This is a genomic window from Altererythrobacter sp. KTW20L (assembly GCF_023501975.1).
Lineage (GTDB): Bacteria > Pseudomonadota > Alphaproteobacteria > Sphingomonadales > Sphingomonadaceae > Alteraurantiacibacter.
Genome location: NZ_JAMFLH010000009.1, coordinates 158,500 through 180,478, shown reverse-complemented (window position 1 = coordinate 180,478; position 21,979 = coordinate 158,500). Strand labels below are relative to the sequence as shown.

General features: G+C 59.2%; 15 protein-coding genes and 2 pseudogenes. 10 read left to right on the top strand and 7 right to left on the bottom strand.

Features of this window, described 5'->3' with window-relative positions; translation table 11 throughout:
- Nucleotides 1-258: 258 nt before the first annotated feature.
- From M3P36_RS15270 to rfbB, 9 genes and pseudogenes are all read left to right on the top strand, one after another.
- Nucleotides 259-4,566, top strand: coding sequence for an autotransporter domain-containing protein (locus M3P36_RS15270; RefSeq protein ID WP_349630570.1), 4,308 nt, complete (start codon nucleotides 259-261; stop codon nucleotides 4,564-4,566).
- A gap of 119 nt (nucleotides 4,567-4,685) precedes the next feature.
- The gene (locus tag M3P36_RS10885; protein ID WP_249703304.1) at nucleotides 4,686-6,824 is read left to right on the top strand and encodes a tetratricopeptide repeat-containing sulfotransferase family protein; all 2,139 of its coding nucleotides are present in this window, start codon (nucleotides 4,686-4,688) and stop codon (nucleotides 6,822-6,824) included.
- A gap of 82 nt (nucleotides 6,825-6,906) precedes the next feature.
- Nucleotides 6,907-7,065: pseudogene (locus M3P36_RS15345) on the top strand (TSUP family transporter); the annotation flags it as partial.
- A gap of 281 nt (nucleotides 7,066-7,346) precedes the next feature.
- The gene (locus M3P36_RS10875) at nucleotides 7,347-7,754 is read left to right on the top strand and encodes a hypothetical protein (RefSeq protein WP_249703299.1); all 408 of its coding nucleotides are present in this window, start codon (nucleotides 7,347-7,349) and stop codon (nucleotides 7,752-7,754) included.
- A 197-nt stretch (nucleotides 7,755-7,951) separates the two neighbouring features.
- On the top strand, nucleotides 7,952-8,410 hold the full coding sequence (gene tnpA / locus M3P36_RS10870) for an IS66-like element accessory protein TnpA (protein ID WP_249703294.1): 459 nt from the start codon (nucleotides 7,952-7,954) through the stop codon (nucleotides 8,408-8,410).
- Entirely contained in the window at nucleotides 8,407-8,763 is a 357-nt protein-coding gene (gene tnpB, locus M3P36_RS10865) for an IS66 family insertion sequence element accessory protein TnpB (RefSeq protein ID WP_249703290.1), read from the top strand. Before tnpA ends, tnpB begins: the two co-directional genes overlap by 4 nt.
- 31 nt (nucleotides 8,764-8,794) lie before the next feature.
- Complete coding sequence (gene tnpC, locus M3P36_RS10860; protein ID WP_249703288.1) at nucleotides 8,795-10,333, top strand: IS66 family transposase; 1,539 nt, start codon at nucleotides 8,795-8,797, stop codon at nucleotides 10,331-10,333.
- Between the two features lie 33 nt (nucleotides 10,334-10,366).
- Nucleotides 10,367-10,885: pseudogene (locus tag M3P36_RS10855) on the top strand (SDR family oxidoreductase); the annotation flags it as partial.
- Complete coding sequence (gene rfbB, locus M3P36_RS10850) at nucleotides 10,878-11,939, top strand: dTDP-glucose 4,6-dehydratase (RefSeq protein ID WP_249703284.1); 1,062 nt, start codon at nucleotides 10,878-10,880, stop codon at nucleotides 11,937-11,939. The pseudogene M3P36_RS10855 and the gene rfbB, both read left to right, overlap by 8 nt.
- Before the next feature lie 270 nt (nucleotides 11,940-12,209).
- Here the strand turns inward: rfbB and M3P36_RS10845 are convergent, their stop codons facing one another.
- Nucleotides 12,210-12,407 carry a hypothetical protein gene (locus M3P36_RS10845; protein WP_249703282.1) on the bottom strand — a complete coding sequence of 66 codons (198 nt, stop codon included), beginning with the start codon at nucleotides 12,405-12,407 and terminating at the stop codon, nucleotides 12,210-12,212.
- A 626-nt stretch (nucleotides 12,408-13,033) separates the two neighbouring features.
- Nucleotides 13,034-13,612, bottom strand: a complete 579-nt coding sequence (locus M3P36_RS10840) for a tyrosine-type recombinase/integrase (protein WP_249703337.1) — start codon at nucleotides 13,610-13,612, stop codon at nucleotides 13,034-13,036.
- 585 nt (nucleotides 13,613-14,197) lie between these two features.
- Here M3P36_RS10840 and M3P36_RS10835 point away from each other — a divergent pair.
- Complete coding sequence (locus M3P36_RS10835; protein ID WP_249703280.1) at nucleotides 14,198-15,532, top strand: MFS transporter; 1,335 nt, start codon at nucleotides 14,198-14,200, stop codon at nucleotides 15,530-15,532.
- A 72-nt stretch (nucleotides 15,533-15,604) separates the two neighbouring features.
- Here M3P36_RS10835 and M3P36_RS10830 read toward each other — a convergent pair whose 3' ends face one another.
- Genes M3P36_RS10830 through M3P36_RS10810 form a run of 5 tightly spaced genes read right to left on the bottom strand, consistent with a single transcriptional unit; the run spans nucleotide 15,605 to nucleotide 21,903 of the window.
- On the bottom strand, nucleotides 15,605-17,092 hold the full coding sequence (locus tag M3P36_RS10830; protein ID WP_249703277.1) for an FAD-dependent oxidoreductase: 1,488 nt from the start codon (nucleotides 17,090-17,092) through the stop codon (nucleotides 15,605-15,607).
- Entirely contained in the window at nucleotides 17,089-17,565 is a 477-nt protein-coding gene (locus M3P36_RS10825; protein WP_249703275.1) for an aconitase X swivel domain-containing protein, read from the bottom strand. Before M3P36_RS10825 ends, M3P36_RS10830 begins: the two co-directional genes overlap by 4 nt.
- Nucleotides 17,532-18,821 carry an aconitase X gene (locus M3P36_RS10820; protein ID WP_249703273.1) on the bottom strand — a complete coding sequence of 430 codons (1,290 nt, stop codon included), beginning with the start codon at nucleotides 18,819-18,821 and terminating at the stop codon, nucleotides 17,532-17,534. Before M3P36_RS10820 ends, M3P36_RS10825 begins: the two co-directional genes overlap by 34 nt.
- 13 nt (nucleotides 18,822-18,834) lie before the next feature.
- Nucleotides 18,835-20,502: a dihydroxy-acid dehydratase gene (locus tag M3P36_RS10815; RefSeq protein WP_249703271.1), complete on the bottom strand. Its 1,668-nt coding sequence runs from the start codon at nucleotides 20,500-20,502 to the stop codon at nucleotides 18,835-18,837.
- A 15-nt stretch (nucleotides 20,503-20,517) separates the two neighbouring features.
- A complete protein-coding gene (locus M3P36_RS10810) occupies nucleotides 20,518-21,903 on the bottom strand; it encodes an MFS transporter (protein WP_249703269.1) in 1,386 nt (461 codons plus the stop codon).
- Between the last annotated feature and the right edge of the window lie 76 nt (nucleotides 21,904-21,979).

The following is a 21,979-nucleotide window of genomic DNA, read 5'->3' as shown; positions in this document are numbered from 1 at the left end:
ACTACCGGCGATGCCTCTGCTTCTGCCACCGTGGATAGCGGCATTGACCAGAACGCTTATGCGGACGCCGGCAATGCTTCGGCCTTGCTGACCAACAGCGGCACGATCGCCATTACGGCCGAAGCCTCCGCTGTGGGGGAAACTTCGGCCGATGCGGACGCTGAAGTTGACGTCGGGGTCGACCAATATGCTCAAGTAAGCGGCACCGGCGATGCGCTGGGGTCGTTGAACAATTCAGGTGTGATTACCGTTGCGGCGATGGCCAATGCCGCAGGAACCAGTGCCGAAGCTGACGCTGACATCGACGCCTCGGGCGTTGACCAAGGGGTTTATGTCTTTGGTACAGGCAATGCCTCGGCCCAGCTAACCAACAGCGGGACGATCGCGATTACGGCCGATGCCTCGGCGGTCGGCACGAGCATTGCTTCGGCCTATGCTGAAATCGATAACGCTGGCATTGATCAGTATGCGTCTGTCAGCGGCACGGGGGATGCCCTGGTGTCGCTTGACAATTCAGACGCCATCACGATCGCTGCCGTGGCTAATGCCGCTGCAAGCGATGCCAATGCCTCGGCAGCCGTTGATAGCGGCTTTGATCAAGGCGCCTATGTCTATGGTGACGGCAATGCTTCGGCGCTGCTGACCAATAGCGGGGCGATTGACATTACCGCTGCTGCGTCGGCTATCGGCGGCTCTTCCGCTGATGCCGATGCCGACATCGATGATCCCGGAATTGATCAATACGTGTCCGTCACTGGCACGGGCGATGCCCAGGCTTCGGTGAACAATGCCGGAGAGCTGACGATTGGTGCAGCAGCCGTTGCGTCTGCCAGTGGCGCGGCTAATGCCAGGGCCAGCATTCAGGACTCGGGCATTGACCAGGGCGCTCAAGCGAACACGGGGAATGCCTCGGTGCTGCTGACCAACAGTGGCACGATTGACATCACCGCCAATGCTGGCGCCATTGGTGCAGATGTTGCAGTTGCCGAAGCCGATGTTGGCGTCGGGATTGATCAGTCTGCTTCGGTCGGTGTCGAAGGCGATGCATCGGTTTCTCTGACCAATACCTCCGATGGTACGTTCTTGGTTTCTGCGGATGCTAACGCGTCTGCCGCCGCCAGCGGTGCTGATGCGCGTGCTGTAATCGGGAATGGGATTAACCAATTCGCCGTATCGAACGATGGTAATGCATCCGTTTCTCTAACCAATCACGGCGTGATCGGCTTCTCGGCTTCAGCTGTGGCCGAAACCACCGGCACGGATGCCAGTGCGTCTGCCCAGATCGGCCCCGTGGTCAATCAGCAAGCAGTTGCAACAAACGGGGAGGCTTCTGCCATCCTCACCAACACCGGCACGATCGAAGCCGATGCACAGGCGCTAGCTGTTGCGGGCACGGCAGGCACAAGCGACAGCGCAGATGCTGTTGCATTCGTTCTGCCTGCGGTTTCGCAGCAAGTGTTCGGATCCACGGCAAGTGTTGTCAATTCTGGTGTCATCGATGTTAACGCCAGCGCAATTGCCGAGGGTGACGAGTTCGCCAGCGCATCGGCCATTTCTGGGGGCATTCTGCAGATTGCCTCCGGGCCGGATGCCGCAGCGGAAATCTCCAACGGAACTGGAGGCCAACTGAGTGTCACCGCCAGCGCAGCGGCGTCGGGCAATGATGCCTCGGCCCTGGCTGTTGCAGGGGGTGCACTGCAGTTTGCCAATGGCTCTACTGCTTCTGCCTCCTTCGAGAATGCGGGCGCATTCAACGTCGGCGCAGTTGCATCTGCTGATGCCACAGCGAATGGCAATGCCACCGCTTTGGCTGGCGGTGTAGGCCAGGCAGCCTTCGGCACCGATGTCGCACTTGCTTTCGACAACAGCGGCACCTTCCAGGTGGAAGCCTCCGCAGATGCCGCAGGTACCACAGGTACGGCCTTGGCTGTTGCGGGAGGCTACGGTGCCCTCAGCACAGCCCTGCCGCTCGACGTATCTAATAGCGGAACCATGGAGGTTTCAGCCAAGGCTGTCGGTGAGGCCAATGCCGAGGCGTTTGCTGCGGGCATGGGCTTTGCCGCCACTGGGACAGGGGCCGACATCTCGGGAGATCTCATGAATGGTGGGACTCTTTCGGTCATGGCCGATGCTTCGGGCCCTGCAGGCCTAACTACCGCCGCTAGTTCGGCCGAAGCCATTGGCATTTACATGCTGTCTGACCTCAACAATGCCACGGTAACTAACACCGGTACGATCGAGGTTTCGGCGCAGGTCGCCAATGGCGGATCGGCCATTGCAACAGGTGTCATTGCCGATGATCTTGGTGGAGGCGCCCCAACGCCTGCGGATGTATTCACCTTCGACAATGTGGGCGGCACCATCATCGCCCGGCAAAGCGTGAATGGCGGTGCAAGCTGGCAGCACGGAACAGCCATAGACACCACAAATGCCCCCAATGCGGCGATCATCAACCTGCGGGGTAGCGGTCCCGCAGTTGGCCGGATCTATGGCAATATCGACATCTCGGCGGATGACGTGATCAACGTCTCGAACGGCGAGACCCGGTTTGACGGTACCGTGAACTCCAGCATGGTCGGCGTCGGGCAGCTCAATATCCTGAGCGGCGGCACCCTCTATCTGCAGAACCAGCCAACCGCCAATATGTCTTATGACGGTCCGGCCACGGTTTATGTCGAAGACTTCAACGTTAGCAGCGGTGGTACATTGGCGCTGCAACTCCCGACCGGCCCGGTCGGCGGCACGGCCCCTGCTGGCACTTATCCTCAAGTGTTCACGAATACTGCCGACATTGCCGGCGCAACGCTTCAGGTCCGGCCTTCGTCCCCCAACGGGCTCTATGCCGACACCTATGTCTACGACAACGTCATTGATGCAAATGACCTGACCGGCCAGTTTGCCAGCGTGGTGACCAGCACCGGTTCTGCCTTGCTGACTCCGACTGCTACCTATGATGCAGACGACAATGTTGATCTGCGGGTCAGCCGTGTCGGCTTTGGCGATGTCGGTGGCTTGACCTTCAACCAGAATGCAGTCGGTGACGCGATCGAAAATGTCTACAGTCCGACACAAGGCGGCGCGTTCGGTTCGCTGCTGGCCAATCTGTTCCTGCAAACACCGGCTACCTACGCCGGGGCGCTGGATCAGCTAACCGGTCACCAATATGCCGGATACGTCCAGAACTTGCGGAACAATTCGCTGCAACTGAGTACGATCGTGTCTGATCAGTTGGACTGTGCGATCGACTTGAGGGGCTATGAAGCTTGCCGCGAACCTGACGGGGGCCTGCGCCTGTGGGGCTTGGCCATGTTCAACGACGCCAGGGTCAGCAGCGACGGTAATGCACCGCGGTACGAGGCGGACAATCTTCATGCCTTGTTGGGCCTTGATTATACGGTTGGCAATTTCACCCTCGGTGCCTTCGGCGGCTACCGCAAGGCGAAGGCCGACTTTGCAACGTACGATGGCCAGATTAAGGCTGACGGTTGGCAGTTGGGCGTGACGGCAGGCCTCGACGTGGGTAGCTTCTATGCACGCGGCAATGCCAGCTATTCCGATCTGTCAGGCGATAGCACGCGCACCATCAGCATCCTGTCCACAGCGGGCACCATAACTGGTGAACCTGATTTCCGGGTTACCTCTGCCTACGGTGAAGCCGGAGCGCGGCTTGGACTGGGCCAGGCATGGCTGACGCCATTTGTCGGGGTGGAATACACCGAGGTGAAGTTGAAGGACTTCAACGAGACCGGCGTTCCGGGGGCCAATCTGGCCTTTAACAGCCAGAGCGAGGAGCAGACATCTTTCCTTGCCGGTGTGAAGCTGTCCGGTAATCTTGGTGGGATTGTTCCCGAAGCCAAGGTGGCTTACCGCCATGACAACAATGGCCGGTTCTTCACCACGACTCAGCGGTTCACCGACGCGCCTGCAGGGTCTGACTTTACCGTCAGGTCGCCGGAGACCGATCGGGGCTCGATCATGGCAGGCTTTAGCCTGGCAGCAGCGCTCGGCGAACGGGTCACTGGACGCCTCGGATATCAGGGCCGGTTTGCTGACGATCTGAAGGACAATGCCTTCTTCGGCAGCATGAGCGTTCGGTTTGGTGGATCGCCGGCTGCTCCGCCGCCGCCCCCGCCGCCCCCGCCCCCGCCCCCGCCTCCTCCGCCCCCCCCGCCGCCTCCGCCGCCACCTCCGCCGCCTCCGCCGCCGGTCGTGCAGTGCAACCAGGGCCCGTACATCGTGTTCTTCGACTGGGATTCGTCGAATATCACGCCGGAAGCAGCCACGGTGCTTGATTCGGCAGTCACGGCCTATGGCAACTGCGGCAGCGCTTCGATCATGCTGGCTGGCCACGCCGACCGCTCTGGTCCGGCGCAGTACAACGTCGGCCTGTCGGAACGTCGCAACGCTTCGGTCCAGCAATACCTGACCGGTCGCGGCATTCCTTCGGCGCGCATCTCGAGCGAAGCCTTTGGTGAAAGCCAGAACCGCGTTCCCACCGCCGACGGTGTCCGCGAACTGCAGAACCGCCGCGTGGAAATCACGTACGGCCCCGGTTCGGGCAACTGATCTTTCGGGAGCTACAAAGAAAGGGCCGGAGGAAACTCCGGCCCTTTCATTTTGTGATCAAAAATGCGATCTGCCAATGAGCATATCGGATTGCTATAGATAATCGAGGGCCAGATTTGATGACCGACGGCATCACCGACCAATTGATTGAAAAGGTTCAGCGCGGAAGCGCGCAGATGAGTGAACCAAAGGCAATTGCTTTGGCCGGAGAGCTCTACTCCAGAGGTCAATTTAGGCAGGCAATAAAAGTCTGTCGTCAGATCATCAGCCAAAATCCTTCACTGGCAGATCCCCACAACATCCTTGGCGTCTCGCTCAATGCCGTCGGCAAGACCAAGGAGGGTATCGCGCAGATCAACCAGGCGATCAAAATTGCGCCAAAAATTGCCAGCTATCATGCCAACCTAGGTGAGACCTACCGGGGACAGGGCAACTTGACTGCCGCTCTTGCTGCATTGACGAAAGCAGTCCGTCTAGATCCCGAAAATGCGCGGGCGCATAACAATCTAGGCATCGTTCGCTATGACCGGAAGGAATTTACCCAAGCGATCGCATGCTACAATCGCGCATTGGAGCTGAATCCCTCTTTTGCTGAGGCGTACAACAATCTGGGCAATACCCTGAGATTGCTCGGAGATGTGCCGGGAGCATTGGAAGCTTACCAGAACGCTCTCTCATACCGGGAAGTCTATCCGGAAGCTTATAACAATCTTGGAACCATGCTGCGCGAGTTGAAAAAGCCAGATCAGGCCCAGCATGCTTTCAAAAAGGCAATCGCGCAGCGGCCGCGTTATACGGAGGCGTATAACAATCTGGCGGCCCTCTATTTTGCCGAGAACAGGGAAGTCGACGCCTTAAGGGAATTGTCTGATGTGCTGCGGTTTGCGCCGAGAAACCCAGGCAGCCTCATTCTGACGGCGCGTATTCAGCTAAAGCGATCCAACTTTCAGGCTGCTGAACAGGCTTGCCGCATGGTCTTGGAAGACGATGCGACCAATTGCGAGGCCATGGTGGTGCTTGGGCAATTGATGCATGAAACAGATCGGTATGACGAAGCCATCACATTGTTGGAAAAAGTCACGCAGTTGGAGCCCGGCAATGCGGTGGCTCGCAATTATTACGGTGTTGCCCTCAAGTCGGTTGGTCGGCTTGATGAGGCGCGCAAGCAGATCCTGAAGGCTCTAGAAATCAACGACAAAGTCTATGGAGCCTATTCGAATTTGAACGATTTGGTCGATTTCTCGAAAGAACCACAACTTTTCGGGCAAATTGAGCGCATCATGACCACCTCAGAGGAGTTGAGCGAAGACCAACTCCTGCCGCTGCATTTTGCCTATGCCAAGGCGCTGGATGATGTTGGACAGCATGAGAAGGCGCTTGAGCATTTCATCGCGGGAGGCAAGTTGAAGCGCGCCAGGTTGCGTTATGTTGAAACAGAAACCTTTAGCTTTTTTGACAAGATTAAGCAGGCGTTCCCGAAGGAAATTTTTGAGGATCGGCCATATGACGGCATCATGGATGATCGCCCGGTCTTTATCCTAGGTATGCCCCGATCAGGATCGACCCTGGTTGAACAGATCATTTCCAGTCATCCTGATGTCTACGGCGCGGGCGAAGTGAAATATTTTAGCCGGGCGCTGAATGGATTGCGGGACCGGTTCCCATCCTTGTCGCGTTTTCCTGAAATGACGAGGGAGATGAGTGTCGAGCAATGGAATATCTTAGGAAAAAAGTATCTTATAGATGTATTAGCCTCTTCTGGCGAGGCAAAGAAAATTACCGATAAGCTCCTCACTAATTATTTTTTCGTCGGCCTTATCCATATTCTTTATCCAAATGCCAAGATAATAAATACGAGGCGCAATCCCGTCGATACATGCCTTTCGGCATTCACTAAGTTGTTCAAAGACGATATGCCTCACAGTTATGACCTTGGGGAGATCGGGCGCTATTACCTCCAATACGAAAGCCTGATGGATCATTGGAAGCAGGTTCTTCCCGCCGGCGTCTTGACGACGGTTGTCTATGAGGATGTTGTAAAGGACACAGAGGCTGAGGCCCGCCGGCTGATAGACTTCATTGGCTTGCCTTGGGATGACCGATGTGTCGAATTCCACAAGTCTTCGCGCCCTGTGAAGACGGCCAGTGTCGCACAGGTGCGCAAGCCAATTTACACAACGTCGGTTTCGCGCTGGGAGAAGTACGGCGACAAGATCCAGCCGTTGCTGGATGCGCTGCACGTGAAGAGGTCGTCCTGAACATGCCGCACACCCTCTGGGGGGCTTTGTCAAACCAAATGCAACGCTGGAGTGCTGAGCCCCGAGGGTAGGGGGTTCTGTCATGTTCGTCAGCTTCCTGGTTGGTCGCACAGGTGTTGGCGGCGGCTCGCTCATGACGCCGATCCTGATCCTGCTCTTCGGCTTCAATCCTGCCGTTGCAGTGGGCACGGACCTGTGGTTTGCCGCGATCACCAAACTAGGGGCTACTCAGAGGGAGGGCGCCCTTGGCGCCAAAATGCGCCCAATATGCCGGTACTCAATCGAGCCGCCTATTGCCAGATGTGGTCCACAATGCTTTACAATTGTTGTCTAGTGCAATCGCAGACAGAATGGCCAAGGAAGACAAGGCAGGAGTGGTCGCGCGAATGACCAGGCGACCTCGTGCTTCGGGGGCTAGGTTTGTTCCTAGGCCCATTAGCAAAGTTGCCAATGCTGCGGGGAGAGCGAACTCGTCGGCCTTGGAGTGTTTTCAAGTCTGCGGGTGTGAAGGGGTGAGATGCGATGAGTCCTGTGATTGAGACGATACGAGGCCGCCTAGCCGAGGTGGACTCACGGATATCGAAACTTTTCGACGAGATCAAAAAGGCCGAAAACGAAAGGTTCGACATTCTAACCGCCTTGCGGGTGCTGGGTGAGGTCATCCCGGTCGAGGAACTCAATACTCCCGTCACACCGCGCAAAGCCCGGTATCCCCGACCTCCCGGTACAAAGCGGATGCTTATGATCGATGCTCTTGAGTGCGAGCGCATAAAGGCAAAAAGCCCTGCCGAAGTGCACAAGGACCTCGTCTATGCTGGCGTATTTGACATCACCATCGGGGCCGTCCGCACTCGTCTTTGGCGCATGGCCGAAGCCGGAGAAATTCACAGGGCCCACGGCCGCTACTGGAAGGACAAGACCGATGCTTAGCTCTGTGTTTTGCGTTGAGCGCCAAAATCCAGCCCGATAGCGTATTCCATTCTGGCCTTTTCAAAGTTGGTCAGGCTGCGCAGCTGACTTCGTCTTCGGTCGTGCACCTTCTGTAAGCGATGTCCTGAGCCCACCTTGCGCGGATGATGTGAAGCGCCGAGCTTGCGCGGCCTGATGTTGGGTGAGGCGCTGCTCCTATGATAATCTCTGGTGATGATCCTGTGAGCAAGGGTGCTCGCCGCTTCGAGGTATTCACTGGCGCAGGTAAGCGCCGGGATTGGCCTGACGCAGTAAAGGCGTCGATCCTCGCGGAGTGCTGGCCTGGAGGGGAGCGGGTCACCGCTGTTGCCCGACGTCACGGCTTGGATACCTCGCAGATATATACTTGGCGCAAAGAGCTGGTCAGGCGGTGCAAGGATCAGGGCGCCCCCGTCCCAGCGGCCTTGGAGCAGCAAGGTCCGGCATTCGTGCCAGTGATAATCGCGCCCGAGGCATCGCCGGAGCCTGTGCCTGATGCTGGCAGATCGCGTCGCCGTCGTCGCTCCGGGCCTGCACCGATCGAGCTGGAGATTGGCGGCGCGCTGGTCAGGATCGGGAGCGGCGCTGATGCGGATACGATCACGGCGGTAATCACCGCCCTTCGAGCATCACGATGATCGGCCCGGCGCCCGGCGCGAAGGTGATGGTGGCGACCCGCCCAGTGGATTTTCGCAAAGGAGCGGACTCGCTCGCGGCACTGGTGGCGGCCGAGTATGGCGGCAAGCCCTATTCCGGGGTCATCTATGTGTTCCGCGCCAAGCGCGCAGACCGGATCAAGCTCATCTGGTGGGACGGAACAGGCCTGTGCCTGATGGCCAAGAGGCTCGAGCAAGGCACCTTCAGATGGCCGCAGATTCAGGAGGGCGTGATGCGCCTCACAGCCGCCCAGCTGGGCGCTTTGCTGGAGGGTCTGGACTGGCGCCGCGTGCATGGCGGACGTCGTCCGATCGCACCCCAGATTGCCGCTTGACGGGGTGCGCGCAGACTGATTCAACCTGCATATGCTGATGGAAGCGGACCTTCCCGATGACCTTGACGCACTGCGTGCGCTCGTCCTCGAACAGGCCCGCACACTGACCGATCTCACCGATGCCAAGAGCAAGGCCGATGCCCGGATCGAACGGCTGCAGGCGATCCTCGAGGCCTTCCAGCGGTACCGGTTCGGCCGCAAGTCTGAGCAGCTCGACCCCGATCAGTTCGAGCTCGCCCTGGAGGATATCGAGACCGCGCTCGGCAGCGTGCACGCCGCACGTGACGCTGCGATGCCCAGACCGGAGGGCGATCGCCCGCGCAAGACCAACCGCGGTTCGCTGCCCGCCCATCTTGAGCGGATCGAGCAGGTCATCGACGTCGAGGATAAAGCCTGCTCCTGCTGCGGCGGAGCGCTCCACCAGATCAGCGAGGATGTCTCCGAACGCCTCGATGTAGTGCCCACCACGTTCCGTGTGCTGGTTACCCGGCGCCCGCGCTATGGCTGCCGCTCATGCGAGAGCGCGGTCGTCCAGGCTCCGGCACCGGCACGGATCGTCGAGGGCGGCATCCCAACCGAGGCGCTGATCGCACAGGTGCTGGTCTCCAAGTATGCCGATCACCTGCCGCTCTACCGGCAAGCGCAAATCTATGCCCGGCAGGGCATCCAGCTTGATCGCTCCACCCTTGCAGACTGGGTTGGAAGGGCAGCATGGTATCTGCGCCCCTTGCGCGACCACATCCTCGAGCGATTGCGACGATCCGAGCGATTGTTCGCTGACGAGACCACCGCGCCTGTGCTCGAGCCCGGGCGCAAGCGAACCAAGACCGGCCAGATCTGGGCCTATGCCTGCGATGATCAACCTTGGGGCGGCAGTGATCCGCCGATGGTGGCCTATGTCTATGCCGCCGATCGCAAGACCGAGCGACCCGAAGCGCATCTCCAGGGCTTTGCAGGCATCCTGCAGGTCGACGGCTATAGTGCCTACACCGCGCTGGCCCGGCGTCACCAGCAGATCCGCCTCGCGTTCTGCTGGGCGCACGTGCGCCGCAAGTTCTATGAGCTGGCCGAGAGCTCGCCCGTGGCCGCCGAAGTGCTGCGCCGCATTGCGTCGCTCTACGCTATCGAAGACGATATCCGCGGGCTACCCGCTGACGAACGTCGCGACGTCCGTGACCAGCGCAGCCGCCCGATCATCGACGACCTGCACAACTTCCTCGAGGCACGCGACCGGCAGGTCAGCGCCAAGAGCCGTCTGGGCGAGGCGATCCGCTATACCCTCCCGCGCTGGGACGGCTTGATGCACTTCCTCGACGATGGCCGCATCGATCTCGACAACAACGCCGTCGAACGCGCCATCCGCCCACTGGCTCTCAACCGCAAGAACGCCCTGTTCGCCGGATCAGACGAGGGCGGTGACAACTGGGCGGTGATCGCCACCCTAATCGAGAACTGCAAACTCGCTGGAATCAACCCGCACACATGGTTGACCGCAACGCTCACCAGCCTGGCAAGCGGTCACCCCACATCGCGGATCGACGAACTTCTGCCCGCCGCCCGCGTGGGCTGAAAACACCGCTTACCACCTTCTCGCGCCTACTCTCCGAGTGACACGCGCAATCCGCTGACTGTGCATGGACGGACCAAGACTGAGGGCGAGAACGCATTGCGAGCGGACGTCCTATTGGTTCATACATCGTTCGTATGCAACGCTGGGGGCACTTACTTTGCACGCACCATGCTGCTCCTGATGGCCGAGCGCGACACGTGGGGAGTGGTGGTCGACCAGATTGGGTCTCCGATTTGGGCTCCCGGATTGGCCCCAGCCCTTTGGGGACTGATTGCCAAAGAGGGGAGTGGTACCTTTCATCACAGCGATGCGGGTGTGGCGAGTTGGTACGACTTCGCAGTCGCAATTCAAGACAACGCACTGGCTGCAGGTTTGCTCGCTCACGCCATAACAATATACCCGCTGACGACCTCGGACTACCCTACTACTGCCAGACGCCCGGCCTTCTCGCTGCTCGACTGCATCGCGACGCGCAGCCTACTGGACGATGGTCACACCCATTTGCGCGTCAATCTACGCCGTAAGCTCGAAAGGGAAAAAATGCGTGGCTAATCTGCTGGTCACAGGAGGAGCCGGGTTCATCGGTGGCAACTTCGTACATTACTGGGTAAATGCTCATCCGAATGACAACATCACAATTCTTGATTGCTTGACCTACGCCGGCAACCGCTCGACGATTGACGGAGTGGAGCAAGCCGAACTTGTTGTCGGCGATATACGCGATAATGATCTGGTTGAGCGACTGCTGCGCGATCGGGCAATCACCACCATCGTGCATTTCGCCGCCGAAAGCCATGTCGACCGTTCGATCAGCGGGCCGGACGCATTCATCGGCACCAACATCTTGGGCACAAACAGTTTGCTAAAAGCAGCGCGAAAGGTTTGGCTCGACTCTGGGACGGGCCAGCCGCACCGTTTCCATCACATCTCGACCGACGAGGTGTTCGGTTCGCTAGGGCCGCGCGATCCGGCTTTCACGGAAACGACGCCCTATGCACCCAACTCGCCCTACTCCGCGTCGAAGGCAGCCTCGGGCCATCTCGTGCGTGCCTATCACCACACCTATGGCTTGGACGTAACGACAAGCCACTGCTCGAACAATTATGGACCGTACCAGTATCCTGAAAAGTTGATACCCTTGGCCCTTCTGAACGCGCTGCACGGACGCCCGATACCGATCTACGGTGACGGAAAGAACGTGCGTGACTGGCTCCATGTTGCAGACCACTGCCGCGGTATCGAGCTTTGTATCAAGCGTGGCGTCCCCGGGGAGACTTACAACATTGGTGGCGGTTCCGAATTGCCCAACTTGGTCATGATCGATCGCATCTGTTCAGAAGTGGACCGTGCCTTTTCCGAAGTTGTGGGGCTCGCGGCGCGATTTCCCTGCGCGCCCTCTGCCTACGGTGGGTCTGCTCTGGAATTGAGGACCTATGTGCCAGACCGTCCAGGTCATGACCGGCGCTATGCCATCGATGATACAAAGGCACGACAGGAACTGGGCTATCAGCCGCTCCACGCTTTAGCCGATGGCCTTGCCGGTACGCTGAGGTGGTACCTCAACAATGAACGCTGGTGGCGTCCTCTGGACGGACGACAAATCTGATTTTCAGCAAGACCAGCCTTGGCGTCTCCTGGTGTATCACCGCTGCTCACCGTATGCGGCGGAATTGTATCGGATCGCCTTTCAAGACGAAGATCAGCAATACTGCAGCATTCGAGCGAGAATGAATGAGAGCGTGATGCCGCGAGGAAGGGACTCTCCCTAAACGTCAACCGGTCGAAAATCGCTGATATCATCAATCGCTAGTCGCGCCGCTTCCTCCATTCTTCCCAGTGCGGCACAAGGTCGCTCGGCAGGCTGCTCACGAACGTGTCATCCAAAGGATAATGGGGCATCGGTTCGGAGACCGCGTCGAGCAGTGCGTTGCCCTGCAATCTTCTTGCGTTTCAGATCGTAAGGCATCGCATAGAGTTCGCGTTCGGCCTCAATCCACCCATCGTAGCGTTGGCGCATGTTGATGAGCGCACGTTCCTGCTCGGCAGAGAAGGGCTGGATGACGGCCACTTGCATCTTTTATCCTGCAAACTCCCAAATATCAACGATCGCAGGATAAAAAGCCGTCCTGCGCCTTACCGCATCGCGGATCCTATAGCCGTGATTAAGCTGCTGCCGTGCCAGGGGCTCACCCGTCTGTCGAACGCCAACCCCGATCATCCCACCAGGACCATGGTGCCAAGCTCGACAATGTAACGCAGTGTGCTTGGGGGCACGCCTGCCACGAACAATGGAACATTAGCTGAACGAACTTTTGCGGGCCTTTTGAGAGTCCGAAAGGCCCGCAATTGCCATTTTTTCTCCGCTCGAGAATCGCAGAAATCCGCCATTTTTTCCTGATGTGAGTCCCCACACAGGCATCGAACCGCCACACACCTAGAATCTTGAGGGCCTTTTTGCGGGCCTTCGGGTGAAAGCCGCATCGGGTAAACACATGAACTATAAGCAGAATCTATATTCTGTTCGAGTCCTCTTCTGGCACCATTTACGCATTCGCCCCTGACGGCGAATGCGTAAAAAGTCTCTTAGAAACAGTGACAAGTTAGTGTGGGTTGTTCGCGGATGATCGTCGCTGGCAGCTGGAAGCCGCGGTTATTGGGGGTCGTTTTGGGGGCCAGTTGGGGAAACGAAAGTTCCCTTCTTCACACTGCGTTGAGCCGCTTCATTGCGTCGAGCTCGTCCGACCACCACTGCATCATCTGAACGCGCTCATTCCAGTACTGGGTCCGGTTGTACACCGCTCTCACCGCGTTACTGTCCTGATGTGCAAGGGCACGTTCGATCGCGTCAGGACTCCAGCGATTACTCTCGTTGAGCAAGGAGCTCGCCGTCGTCCGAAAGCCATGCGCTGTCATTACCCCGCCATAGCCGAGCCTCTTTAGCGCGCCGTTTACCGCGTTCTCCGAGAGCGGCTTCCTCGGGTTGAAGCTGGGAAACACATATACACTGTATTGAGATGCATCCTGCACCAAACGTATGATCTTGAGGGCCTGACGAGAGAGTGGAACCCGGTGTTCCCTGCGCATCTTGGTGTCACCTGCCGGTATCGTCCAGATTGCACTTTCTAGATCGACGTTGTCCCACCTTATTGTGCGGATTTCGCCTGGACGCTGAAACAGGTGTGACGACAATCGCAACGCAGCGTTGGTTGATCCACGCGAAGCCACGGCTAGGTTTGCGTATTGCGCTGGAGATTGAGGTCCTAGGGATTGCCGCGACATGCCACCCGGATGGTGCCAATCAGGCGGTGTCGCCAGAGCAGGTGCCATCCATCAAGCTGATGGCTGCCGCACAGGTGACATCCATGAGCTAGATGGTCGAGACAACCTCGACGCAACGCGCTGCCCGGTCAGTCTTCCGATGCCGCAACTTGGCCAATCAGCATGATGGCGGGACTGTCACCCAGCGTGGTCTTCGTCGCCAAAAGTTCAGATCGAGGCAGGGTGGAAATGGCGTAATTCCGGGAGACTGGCGCTTCCGACCCAGGCAACAGGTGAATCGCTAAGCAAGCTGCGAGCGATGAGTTGGGCAGAGACTACTACTGGGCTCGCCACGCGCCGAATTGCGGTCCGCTAAGTTCAAGCATCGGGGCTCCTGCTCCGGTCGCTTTAAATTTCCAGCGTTTACCTTGGTCTGTTAGAGTTCGGGAAACGCAACTGGTCTCCCTGGCGCCACCGTCGATCTGACGGCGGGGAGCTAAAGGGGTAGGCTGGGCCTATTGATGTAATAATCGTTCATAACAAAACCTGCCCAGAGGATGTGCAATGGTCTCCGCCACCGAAGCTAAGCTTGATGTTGCCATGTTCATGCGGGACCTGAAATTTTCCCGCTACCATTGGCAAATTCTGGTCCTGTGCAGCCTCGTCACTTTCTTCGACGGGCAGGATTTCTCCGCTCTAGCTTACGCACTGCCATATATTCGCGACGACATGGGTCTAACAGATTCCATGACGGGATACGTAAGCTCGGCAGCGTTTCTCGGACAGATGATCGGATCGCTGTTCGGCTCCTACCTCGGAGACATTTTCGGCAGACGGCCGGTGATCATCGCCTGCACGATCGGCAGCGCGGTCTTCACCACGATGGTGGGCTTTGCTGGAACGGCCGAACAATTAATTGGCCTGCGCTTTGTATCGGGGCTGGCTATCGGGGGGCTGCTGGCCCCCGTCTGGGCACTCAGCATTGAGAGCATGCCCAAGAGCATGCGCGCGACCTCGGTTACGATCATCATGATGGGGTTTTCCTTCGGCAGCGCATCGGCCGCTCCGATCGCGAACTGGGTGGCGCCGGTCCTTGGCTGGCAAGGCATCTTCTGGGTCTGCGGCGCAATGACCGGCGTGTTTTCACTATACCTGCTGTTCACATTGCCCGAAAGCACCCGCTGGATGGTTGCAAAGGGACGCCCGGCAGAGAAAATCGCGCCGATGCTGGCGCGCTTCAAGCCGGGCTTCGATGCCAGCCCCTACTCCACCTTCATCCTATCGGACGAACGCAAGACCACCGACAGTGCCAATCCGATCCTGAAATTCCGCGAACTGTTTGTCGGTGCCCTGCTTATCGTGACCCCGCTGATCTGGGCCGCCTATTTCTTCTCCAGTTTCGCGATGTACCTGAAAAGCGCCTACGGGGTGATATTTATGGAAAACCTCGGGATCGCCCGCACCGATGCCGCGTGGCTCGGCAGTTCCTCGGCAATCATCGGCGCAATTGTAGGGGTGGCCCTGCTAGCAATGACAGAGAAGCGCGGCCCCGGCTGGATCGCGCTGGCGCCCTTGTTGGCAATCCCCTTCGTGCTGCTGGTGGGCTTTGGCTATGCCACAGGCGGCACATACCTTGTGATCCTCTTGCTGATCGGATCGACTCTGGTGGGTGCAGGCCACGCAGCCGTCATTTCGGTCACCAGCATCTACTATCCCAGCACTGTGCGCGCGACTGGCGGCGGCTGGGCAAGTTTCATGGCCAAGTTTGCAGCGGTGGCAGCACCAATCTTTGGAGCCCAGTTTCTCTCCGGGCGGCAGGCGGCGATGGATGGCTATCTCTTTACCGCAGGATGCCTTGCCGGGATCCTCGTCTGCATTCTTGCCTTGGCATGGTTTGCCCGCAAGCTGACGAGTGCCGGTGATGTCGCCAGAGCGTCATGAGGGGCCAGCCGCTCCGCCTATCGGAAACAAAGATAGGCGGAGCCCCAACAGCGCAGCATTTGCGCTGGGCAGTTATCCTTGCAGCAAGTCGGACTTGGCGGCGAGGAAGGCAGGCTCGCTTGAAAGATGGGCACCCTGGACACGAAGCGTTTTGCGAATATCCGCGACCTTTAGTGCCCGCGGCTGAACGTTGCCGTTTGCTGCAAGGGCCGCAGCTACACCGGCAGCGTGGCCGGTCAGCCAGCACTGCGGTATCTCGCGCATGAAGCCGTGGCTGTTCGCATCGCAGCTGATGTGGCGACCAGCTGCCAGCAAGCCATCAAGATTGCGCGGCACCAGGCTGCCATAGGGCACCGACACGATCGGGAATTTCGGACTGATTGACGGGCTGATGCCGATTTCGTCGGCCACCGGCGTGCCGTTGCCCCAGTCCTTGCGTTCGATCCGGCCGATTCCGCTGAGGCGCCGGGTGTGCCGCACGCCCAACTGGCTGGCGCTTTGCAGGCTGTACGCGTTCTCGAAGCCGGGCGCATTTTCGCGGAAGAAGCGGCAATGCCCCTCCATCAGCCGGTGACTGCGGATCTCGACTTCGGTCATGTCGTCAACATCAAGCGCGGACAATCCTGACTGGCGCGGGCCAAGGAACAGAGCAATGTCGGGCCGCCAACTGACATAAGGTGTCTGGAAGAACCCGAGCTCCTGCCGCCCCTTGTTCATCAAGTCGGTCAATTGCTCGGGATAAAGAACCTTCCAGTTGATCCAGCGATCCATGTTCACGCCGCCGATCACCCAGCTGGTGTTCATCGAATGGTGCACGTCGCCTTCTTCGATGTCGGTATCGAAGTCGGCCCCGGCACGCGCGAACATGTCACCATCGCCGGTGGTATCGACCACGACTTTGGCGAGCAGCGCCTGACGCCCGGCCTTGCTTTCGAAGACCACGCCCTTGGCCACGCCATCCTCAATGATCGGACGCGAACCCCAAGCATGGAACACGATGCGGACGCCCGCCTCAAGCAGCATTTCCTGCGCATTGAGCTTCATGCGCTCAGGATCGATGGTGGGCGCCCAGCATACGATGCCGTGAAATGCGGTGGTGCGGTTGCCCCAATAGCCGGCCTTCATCGGGTCTTTCGAGCCCCAGTCCGTCCGAGGTGGGCCGGCAATGGCATCGGCTGGCATGCGATCGATGAATTCGCGGGCGAAGCCCTGGATGACGTGATTGCCTTCCCAGTCGGTCATGCGATCGATCCACATGACGAGCCCGCCGGTCGAAAGACCGCCGAGGCAGTTGTACCGCTCGATCAGAGTGACCTCAGCCCCTGCCTTTGCGGCCGCCCAAGCGGCGGCGCAACCGGCCGGACCGCCGCCGATTACGGCCACGTCGCACTGGTGATAGATGTCGATATCCCGCGCAGCCTCGCGGATCGTGCCGGTTCCATTGGGGGGAGGAATGTTGCGGCCCGAACTTTCGAACACGTCCGATCCCAGGAAGCGGTCCTCGCTGTGTCCTTCTACCCGTTGCAGTTTGGGCCTGCTATCTTCTGCTTCGGAACTCATTGCGCCTGCCTTTTCCAAATCTGCACTTCGCCTGCATCGGCATCAATCCGCACCCAGTCCCCGGTTTCGATGAGGTCGAGCGGATTGGAGTCGAAATCAGTCATGGTTGGCACCCGCAACACGACCGCACCCAAGGCGGCCTTGGTCGTGGTTGTATTGTAAAGCATGCCCAGCGGCGCGCAGCCGGTCAGCCGGGTCAGATGAAAAATGCCTGACCAGCCGGAAGACCCTTTTGCGCCGGGAAACACGAGGATCTTGTTGGCAAAGCTTACGCCCCGGAGCTCATGATGGCTTTCGATCACTTCACCCTTCATAGGGTTGACCCCGCCCCACCCTGAAATGGTCTGGCTTGTCACAAGGGCTTCTCCTTCCGAAACGCCGCCTACCACTTTGCGGCCCCGGATACGGACATCTGGCGCATCGATCGCGATAGTAACCATCAGTTCAATCTCCCCTGCCAGCGGCTGGTACATGCCGCATCGATGCAATCCTGCGTTGTGCCGAACCAGCCTTCTATGCCCATCATCGCGGGTAGATAGTGGACCTGCTTGGCGCTGTCGAAAGCCGCCACCTTGGTGCCGTTGGGCACTGCCTGACTAATGGCGGAACAGGTGTCGGTCATCAGGATCGCTCCTGCCTTGCGCAGGATCGCCTCATGCCCGCTGGCGACGGCGGTCGCTTTTACCGCGCGGCTGGTGAAGATCCACAAGGCGCAGTTCTCATGCACGCGCCGTCCTTCGAGCATCCGCGCTGCGTCGGCGATCTGGTCGATCGAATAGTGCGGACATCCGAGCATGACATAGTCCACATCGTGGCTGTGCCCGATACTATTCAGCCGTTCATAGACTGCCGCGCGTTCCTCCTGGCCATAGGTGAACCGTTCACCCTGTTCAGGACCGCCGAAAGCATGGTCCCGCGTCGCCGCCTCGGGCGTGACCCCGACCATGTGGTACATTTCGACCCCGCCAGACGATGCCGCCGCTGCGCCGAAATGCTTGTGCTTGATCAGCGTTGGAGCTGTGATCGATCCATCAAGCATTGGAATGGAATCTTCAACCGCGCTGCCGGTGTAATAACCCAGCATGCCCCATTCGCGGATTGTGTCGACGGGCACCTGCACGTCAATCGAATGCTGCGCACGGCGATAGTCATCCTTGTGGAAGCCCCAGTCGGGGACCCGGTTGGCCAGCATGGCCGCACTGGTCGATTCCCGCCCTTCGCAATTGGTGCGCCCGCCGATGACCGAGTTGCAGAACACGACCGCAGACGATTCCATCCACGCGCAATGCTCGCCCATCACCGGCACATTGCCGGCAAGGTAAGGCGTGCAGGTCTTTAGGACCTGGATTCCGTGATCGGCGACTTCGCGTTCATCGGTTGCGAAGTTCACGAAAGCTTCCTCGCTCATCCCCTGTTCGCGCCACAGTTCGGGATCCATTCCACCCTGCAAGTGGCAGCTGAACGCGTTCATTCGCGGCACGTCCACGACCTCGTCGGAATCGAGATCGAAGCGGGAGAAAACCGCGCGGTAGTCGCCGCCGTCCTCGGCGTAATAGTCTTTCACCCATTGCGGCGACGATCCCGGGACGCCGGCGACATTGTTGGTGTAGACGAAGTCTTCGGCGCCCAGCGCATCGGCATAGCGGATCAGCAGGTCCATCGCTTTCGCCACGGCCGCCCCATCGCGTCCATCACGCATCGCGCTCTCATCATCGGTGAGCCTTACCATGTTCGTTCTCCCGCTACTTGACCAGGTCGATCAAGACCGCGCCCGTTGCCATAGGCTGCACATCGCGCCGATACATGCCGAGCCAGCCATCCGCCGCAACAGGATAGGCATTGTCCGGGCCGGGCCTTTTCGCCAGTTCTTCTGGCGATACCATCAGGTCCATCCGCCGTTCCGAAACGTCGATTTCGATCCGATCCCCGTCGCGCACTTTGCCAATCGGGCCGCCCACGGCGCCCTCAGGTGCCACTTCGGCGATGGTCAACCCTTTCAGGCACAACCCGGACAACTGCCCGTCGGTCACAAAGGCCACGTCCTTTGCAAGGCCGGCTGCATCAATGGCAAACAGGATAAAAGACGCGCCGCCACCCATGGCCGGACCGCCCTTCAGCCCCTGACCGCGCAAAACGAGCACGTCACCCTTTTGCACCCGGCCTTCAGTGATTGCTTCCATCGCAGACTGGGTGTTCTCGAACACCCGCGCTGTTCCGGTGAAGCTTTCTGGGCGCGAGCCATCGCGAATTCCCAGTTTAACGATAGCGCTTTCTGGAGCGAGCGAACCTTTGAGAATGGCGATCGACGGGCCAGGCGAAATCGGGCGTTCGAGCGGACGGATAACCTCGTCATCTCCCACCAGCACATTGGCCAGTTCCTCGCTCATCGTCCTTCCCGAGGCTACGATGACATCGCAATCGAGCAGCGATTCAAGTTGCTTGAGCATGGCCTGCGCCCCGCCCGCATCCTCAAACTGTTCGATCCGCACCTTGCCATTGGGGCGCACTGCCGAAAGCGTTGGCACCTTGCGGCCCATCGTATCCCAAATTTCGAAAAGGTCGACATCTAGCCCGCCTTCGCAAGCGGTCGCCTGCAAGTGCTTGATCGCATTGATCGAGCCTGAAACCGCCAGCACCATCGCTGCTGCGTTGCGGAAGGCACCTGCGGTCATGATCTTGCGGGGAGTGAGATCTTCATTGACCATCTCGACAATGCGGGCACCGGCGGCACGGGCAGCGTCGAACATCTTGTCGCTATTGGCACGAACCGGCGCGGAGCCCGATACGCACATTCCCAGCGCCTCGACCACGCAATGCATGGTGTTCGCCGTAGCCATGCCGGCACAGACACCCGGCCCCCGGACAGCCTGCTTGGCCATGTCGTCCACCGAATGCTTGCCGGCCTTGCCCAGCGCTTCGCCGACCCCGCCCGAGAACAAGTCCTCGATATCGATGTGATCTTCGCCGATCATGCCTGAAGCCTGATAGCCGCCGATCACTAGCAAAGTAGGAATGTTGAGCCGCATCGCCGCCATCAGATGGCCCGGCGGGGTCTTATCGCAACTCGTCAGGCAGACCATCCCGTCAAGCAGCGCGGCTTCGACTTGCGCTTCGATGTCGTTGGTCACCAGATCGCGCCCGGCAAGGATGTAGCTGCCCTGCTTGGCGGCACCGGTGATGAAATCGGACGGCGCCGTCGTGCGGACTTCAAAAGGCACACCCCCGGCGGCCCGTATGGCCTCCTTGACCACTTTGGCCACGCCATCAAGATGGGCAAAGCAGATTGCCAGTTCGGACGAGGAATTGACCACCGCGATCTTGGGCTTGAGCAGGTCTTCGGGGCTCAAACCCAAGGCTTGCCAATGGGCGCGTCGGACGGGCGAATTGGCTGCCAGGCTTCTGAGTGTCATGATTGGAACCTTTCTTCAGGAGGACACGGCTTCGCCGGGATAAGGGGGGACGATTTCGCTTCTGCGCCGGCGCACGGTGACGCCGATCCCGATTGCACAGAGCGCGAGAATTGCCGGGCAAATCGCCAAGATGGCGAAACTGCGCACGATTGGCAGGCCACTTGCCAAAATGTAGCCACCCACGATCGGACCGGCGATTCCGCCGACCTTGGCGATCGATGTGGCCCAGCCGGCCCCGTTCGCCCTGATCGCGCTCGGATAATAGACACCGGCAATCGACAGGATGCCGAAATGCGCGCCGCCTACCAGGCTGATCCCGATGATCGAGAGGAGCAGGAACAGGTCAGCGCCCATCGAAGCCAAACCGATAAACAGTAGGACCGGAAACGCGATCAGCGGATAGACGGCCACAAAGAACGGGCCTTTCCTATCGGTGAACTGCATCAGGGCCAGGCCCAGCACTGCGCCAAGAACCGAGGTGATTGACCCGACATAGGCCGCCGTATCGCGCGAGAAATCGAGATCCTCGAAGACGATCGGCCCCCAGTTCGACGTGAAGTAGACCGCCATGGTGCTGGCGGTATATCCCAGCCAGAGCAGTGGGGTGAGCAGCTTGAGGTCACCCTTAAACAGCTTGCCCAGCCGGAAATTGCCGGGATCGCGCAGCTCGTCAACCAGGACAAAGTTATCCTGCGGGCTGGTACGAGTACGGGCATCGGCAGCGGGATCCATGCGGTTGATGGTTGCTGCAATGATATCCGGCCGGAGACCCTTTGCGGCCAGAAAGCGAATGGATTCCGGTAGCGTGAAAATCAAGATGGAAGCACTGACAAGCGTGCAGGCACCACCGAAGAAATACACCGCCGGCCACCCGTAAACAGGCGCCAGCCAAACCGTGACCGGACCAGCCAGGGCAGCACCCATGCTATAGCCCATCATGATCACTGTCACGACGGTTGAGCGCATGCGCTTGGGTACGAATTCGATATTGAGTGCCCAGATCAGCGGCAGCATTCCGCCAATCGCAAACCCGTCTAGGAAGCGCAGGATCACCAGCGCTTCGTATGTCTCGGCAAACCCAGTGGCAAAAGTAAGGATGCCGAAGGCGAATGCTGCCCAGATGATCGACTTGCGGCGCCCCAGCAGGTCTCCGAGATAGGCAAAGGCAAAGCCGCCCAGCATCATGCCCAACAGGCCCGCCGAGAAGACATTACCCAGCATCAGCTCGTCGAGCGCCATGGTTTCGCGCATGTAGGGGGCGGTGAACCCGACCATCATCATGTCGAAGCCGTCGAAGAAGGTGATCAGCCACGAAACCGCGATCAGGCTATAACCGAAGCGTCCAAGTTTGCGGCCTTCGATCAGCTTGGCGACGTCAATGGTGCGGCTTTCGGTTGTCATGACAGATACTTCCACCAGGGGGAGCGCTCATGCTCGCGGGCACCAGAAAAACTGCAGGAGCGCAGCTGAAAACTCT

Excerpts from the sequence above, each read along its gene's own strand:
- M3P36_RS15270 (WP_349630570.1), top strand. The coding sequence starts at position 259 with ATGGCCAATGCCGCAGGAACCAGTGCCGAAGCTGACGCTGACATCGAC.
- M3P36_RS10885 (WP_249703304.1), top strand. The coding sequence starts at position 4,686 with ATGACCGACGGCATCACCGACCAATTGATTGAAAAGGTTCAGCGCGGA.
- M3P36_RS10875 (WP_249703299.1), top strand. The coding sequence starts at position 7,347 with ATGAGTCCTGTGATTGAGACGATACGAGGCCGCCTAGCCGAGGTGGAC.
- tnpA (WP_249703294.1), top strand. The coding sequence starts at position 7,952 with ATGATAATCTCTGGTGATGATCCTGTGAGCAAGGGTGCTCGCCGCTTC.
- tnpB (WP_249703290.1), top strand. The coding sequence starts at position 8,407 with ATGATCGGCCCGGCGCCCGGCGCGAAGGTGATGGTGGCGACCCGCCCA.
- tnpC (WP_249703288.1), top strand. The coding sequence starts at position 8,795 with ATGCTGATGGAAGCGGACCTTCCCGATGACCTTGACGCACTGCGTGCG.
- M3P36_RS10845 (WP_249703282.1), bottom strand. The coding sequence starts at position 12,407 with ATGCAAGTGGCCGTCATCCAGCCCTTCTCTGCCGAGCAGGAACGTGCG.
- M3P36_RS10840 (WP_249703337.1), bottom strand. The coding sequence starts at position 13,612 with ATGTCGCGGCAATCCCTAGGACCTCAATCTCCAGCGCAATACGCAAAC.
- M3P36_RS10835 (WP_249703280.1), top strand. The coding sequence starts at position 14,198 with ATGCGGGACCTGAAATTTTCCCGCTACCATTGGCAAATTCTGGTCCTG.
- M3P36_RS10830 (WP_249703277.1), bottom strand. The coding sequence starts at position 17,092 with ATGAGTTCCGAAGCAGAAGATAGCAGGCCCAAACTGCAACGGGTAGAA.
- M3P36_RS10825 (WP_249703275.1), bottom strand. The coding sequence starts at position 17,565 with ATGTACCAGCCGCTGGCAGGGGAGATTGAACTGATGGTTACTATCGCG.
- M3P36_RS10820 (WP_249703273.1), bottom strand. The coding sequence starts at position 18,821 with ATGGTAAGGCTCACCGATGATGAGAGCGCGATGCGTGATGGACGCGAT.
- M3P36_RS10815 (WP_249703271.1), bottom strand. The coding sequence starts at position 20,502 with ATGACACTCAGAAGCCTGGCAGCCAATTCGCCCGTCCGACGCGCCCAT.
- M3P36_RS10810 (WP_249703269.1), bottom strand. The coding sequence starts at position 21,903 with ATGACAACCGAAAGCCGCACCATTGACGTCGCCAAGCTGATCGAAGGC.